This window comes from Microbacterium sp. 71-23, assembly GCF_001897265.1.
Lineage (GTDB): Bacteria > Actinomycetota > Actinomycetes > Actinomycetales > Microbacteriaceae > Microbacterium > Microbacterium ginsengisoli.
Genome location: NZ_MKSL01000046.1, coordinates 1 through 4,114 on the forward strand (window position 1 = coordinate 1; position 4,114 = coordinate 4,114).

The window sequence follows — 4,114 nt, forward strand, 5'->3', positions numbered from 1 at the left end:
TACGTCTCGATCAAGGTGTCCAGCGTGGTCAGCCAGTTGTCGATGTGGTCGTTCGACGAGGCCGTGGAGAAGGTCGTCGGCACGCTCACGCCGCTCTACGAGCTCGCGGCGCGGGCGGAGGCATCCGGCCGCGCGAAGTTCATCAACCTCGACATGGAGGAGTACCGCGACCTCGACCTGACGATCGCGGTGTTCACGCGACTGCTCGACCAGCCGCAGCTCCGGGCGCTCGAGGCCGGGATCGTGCTGCAGACGTATCTTCCGGATGCGCTCGGCGCGATGCAGCAGCTGCAGGAGTGGGCGACCGTGCGGCGGGCCGCCGGCGGGGCGCCGATCAAGGTGCGCGTCGTGAAGGGCGCGAACCTGGCGATGGAGCACGTGGACGCCGCGATCCACGACTGGCCGCTCGCGACCTACGGGACGAAGCAGGACTCCGACACGAACTACAAGCGCGTGCTCGAGTGGGCGCTGACTCCGGAGCGCCTGGCCGCGGTGCGGATCGGGGTCGCCGGACACAACCTCTTCGACATCGCGCACGCGTGGCTCCTGGCGACGGCGCGGGATGTCACCGCCGGCGTCGAGTTCGAGATGCTGCTCGGGATGGCGACGGGTCAGGCCGAGGCGGTGCGCCGCGACGTCGGCCGCCTCCTCCTCTACACGCCCGTCGTGAACCCCGCCGAGTTCGACGTCGCGATCGCCTACCTGATCCGCCGGCTCGAGGAGAACGCGAGCCAGGACAACTTCATGTCCGCCGTCTTCGAGCTCGCGCAGGATCCGGACCTGTTCGCGCGCGAGCGCGAGCGGTACGAGCGCTCGCGCGCGGCCCTCGAGGCGGATGCCGCGACCCCCCGCCCGAACCGCACCCAAGACCGCACGGCCGAGGAGGCGGCTGCGGCCGCGCCCGCTCCCGTCCAGCCGGCCGAGCCCGCTCCCGCCGGGCCCGCGCCCACCCAGCCCGCTCCCGCCGGCTTCCGCAACGCCCCCGACACCGATCCGGCGCTCGCCGCGAATCGCGCGTGGGGCCGCGGCATCCTGAGCCGGGTGCCGACCTCGGAGCTGGGGCTCGCGTCCATCCGCGCGGCGCACGTGACCGACGCGGCCGCCCTCGACGCCGTCATCGAGGGCGCCGCCGCCGCCGGTGCCGAGTGGGGCCGGCGGTCGGGCGCGGAGCGCGCCGCGGTCCTGCACCGTGCGGGGGAGCGGCTCGCAGCCCGTCGCGGCGAGCTCGTCGAGATCATGGCGCACGAGGCGCGCAAGACGATCGCCGAGTCCGACCCCGAGGTGAGCGAGGCGATCGACTTCGCTCACTACTACGCGGAGCGGGCGCGCGATCTGGACGCCGTGGCGGGCGCCGTCTTCGTGCCGTCGCGCGTCACCGTGGTGACCCCGCCGTGGAACTTCCCCGTCGCGATCCCGGCCGGCGGCGTGCTCGCGGCGCTGGCCGCCGGCTCGGGCGTCGTGATCAAGCCCGCGAAGCTCTCGCAGCGGTGCGGCGCCGTCATGGTCGAGGCGCTGTGGGAGGCCGGCGTGCCGCGCGACCTCCTCGCCCTCGTCGACGTGGCCGAGCGCGACCTCGGCACGCGGCTCGTGTCGCATCCGGCCGTCGACCGCGTCATCCTCACCGGCGCGTACGAGACCGCGCAGCTGTTCCGCTCGTTCCGCCCGGACCTGCCGCTCCTCGCCGAGACGAGCGGCAAGAACGCGATCGTGGTCACCCCGTCGGCCGACCTCGACCTCGCCGCATCCGACGTGGTGAAGAGCGCGTTCGGGCACGCCGGCCAGAAGTGCTCGGCGGCGTCGCTCGCGATCCTCGTCGGCTCCGTGGCCGCTTCGGAGCGGTTCGAGCGCCAGCTCGTGGATGCCGCGACCTCGATGCGCGTCGGGTACCCCGCCGATCCGAGCACCCAGATCGGCCCGATCATCGAGCCCGCGAGCGGCAAGCTCCTCGACGCCCTCACCCGCCTGGAGGAGGGCGAGTCGTGGCTCGTCGAGCCGAAGCAGCTCGACGGCAGCGGGATGCTGTGGTCGCCGGGCATCAAGACGGGCGTGCGCCCGGGGTCCCCGTTCCACCTCACCGAGTACTTCGGGCCCGTGCTCGGCATCATGCGTGCGGCGGACCTCGATGAGGCGCTGCGGCTGCAGAACGCCGTCGACTACGGCCTCACCGCAGGACTGCACTCGCTCGATTCCGCAGAGGTCGCCCAGTGGCTCGACCGGGTCGAGGCCGGCAACCTCTACGTGAACCGCGGCACCACGGGCGCCATCGTCCAGCGCCAGCCCTTCGGCGGATGGAAGCGCTCGGCGGTCGGTGCCGGTGCCAAGGCGGGCGGCCCGAACTACCTGTATGGGCTGGGCACGTGGGTGCCGGCCGCGGCAGCGGTGCCGGATGCCGCGGCTGTCGACGCGGGCCCGCGTGCGCTCGGCGGTCCGGCCGCGCGCCTCCTCGGCGCCGCCCGCGCGGTGCTCGACGACGTCGCCTTCGCGCGGCTGACCGCGGCGGCGGCATCCGACGAGCGGGCGTGGCAGGACGAGTTCGGGGTCGCGGTCGACGTGTCGGGGCTCGGGGTGGAACGCAACGTGTTCCGCTACCGCCCGGTCGAGGTCGAGATCCGGATCGCGCAGGACGCCGATCTCGCCGACGCGCTCCGCGTGCTGGCCGCCGCGCTCCGCAGCGGTTCGCCGTGCACCGTCTCGACCGGGTTCGACCTCCCCGCTGCCGTGGTCGCGGGCGCGCGGGACGACGGGATCGCCGTCACGACGGAGTCGGATGCCGCGTGGCTGGCCGGGCTGCAGCGTCCGTCGGCGCGTCCGTCCCGCGTGCGGCTGGTGGGCGGCGACCGCGCCGCCGTGTGCGCGGCGACCGACGGCTCCCCCGACGTCGCCGTGTGGGACCATGCACCCACGGGTGCCGGGCGCGTCGAGCTGCTGCCGTTCCTGCGCGAGCAGGCGGTGTCGATCACGAACCACCGCTTCGGCAACCCGACGACCCTCTCCGACGGCGTGATCTGAGCTGGGTCGGGCCGGATCCGGGCTGGCGCGCGGAGTCCCTCGGGCTCCAGAATGGGCTGCGGCCGTGCGATGCGGCGGCGAGAGGATGAGACCGTGAGTGCACCGACGCCGTCGACGGATCAGCCTCTGCGCGACCGCATGTCCGTCGGGGCATGGATCGGGATCGGCGCCGGACTGCTCGCCATGATCGTGTTCGGCGTCGGCGGGTCCTTCGCGGGGTACCGGGTCGGCGCCGCGCTCGGGACCGCGGTCGCTCGGGCCGCCCCCGACCCGAAGCCGATGCCCGCCGCGCCGGAGGAGGTCCCGCTCGGTCACCTCGTGGGCGATCTCCCCCTGGACCGCGATGTGACGGTGAGAACCGCTCCGCAGTTCCACGCGACGGTCGCTGACGGCTGGGAGGACGACTCCGAGGATCCGTCCGAGCAGTACTTCACCGACGGGGACACCTTGTGCTACCTCGTCGTCCCTGCCGGCGAGGACTTCTCGTCGACGGCGACCGCGACCGACGGCGCAGCGACCCGTGCGGCAGTGGACGCGTACGTGGCCGGGATGCGCGACAACACGGCTCTCAAGGCCGTCACGCCGACCGACCAGTCCTCCGTGTGGCTCGACGTCAACGACGGCAAGGGCCGCATGGAGTTCCTGCAGTCGCACATCGCGTACGAGTTCAGCGACACGGGTGAGAAGTGGCAGAGCTTCCTCATCGTGCGCGCGTTCGCCGAGACGAGCTGGGTGGACTACGCCTTCGTCGACTGCCCCGCCGGCATCGACGCGGACACCCTCGCCGGCGCGACGGAGGATGCCTTCGGCTCTCTTTCCGTCCGGGGCTGAGCGGCCGGGGGGACGCGCCCCAAAGCCGCGCGCGCACCGCCCGGGTCACGCCTCCGCGGCCTCCGCGGCGTCCGGGAGGTCGCGGATGGCCCAGAACGGCCCGAAGACCACGAAGACGGCGGAGAACAGCGAGCCCACCGCCGCGATCCAGAGCGTCGGGACGACGCCGAGCCATGTGCCGAGCCCGCCGGCCGCGAGGGCCGCCAGCGGCATGACCCCCCACACGACGAACCGGATGGACGCGTTCATGCGGCCGAGCAGGCGGGCCGGGGTG

Annotated in this window: 2 protein-coding genes and 1 pseudogene; 2 read left to right on the forward strand and 1 reads right to left on the reverse strand. The window is 73.5% G+C overall.

The window, feature by feature from the left end; translation table 11 throughout:
• Together BGO15_RS13480 and BGO15_RS13485 are read left to right on the forward strand one after the other, a co-directional pair.
• Positions 1-3,009 (forward strand): bifunctional proline dehydrogenase/L-glutamate gamma-semialdehyde dehydrogenase (locus BGO15_RS13480; RefSeq protein ID WP_286748427.1); only part of this gene is annotated, 3,009 nt, incomplete at its 5' end.
• A gap of 93 nt (positions 3,010-3,102) precedes the next feature.
• Complete coding sequence (locus BGO15_RS13485; protein ID WP_286748428.1) at positions 3,103-3,840, forward strand: hypothetical protein; 738 nt, start codon at positions 3,103-3,105, stop codon at positions 3,838-3,840.
• Positions 3,841-3,885: 45 nt separating this feature from the next.
• Here BGO15_RS13485 and BGO15_RS13490 read toward each other — a convergent pair.
• Positions 3,886-4,114, reverse strand: a pseudogene (locus BGO15_RS13490) (MFS transporter); the annotation flags it as partial.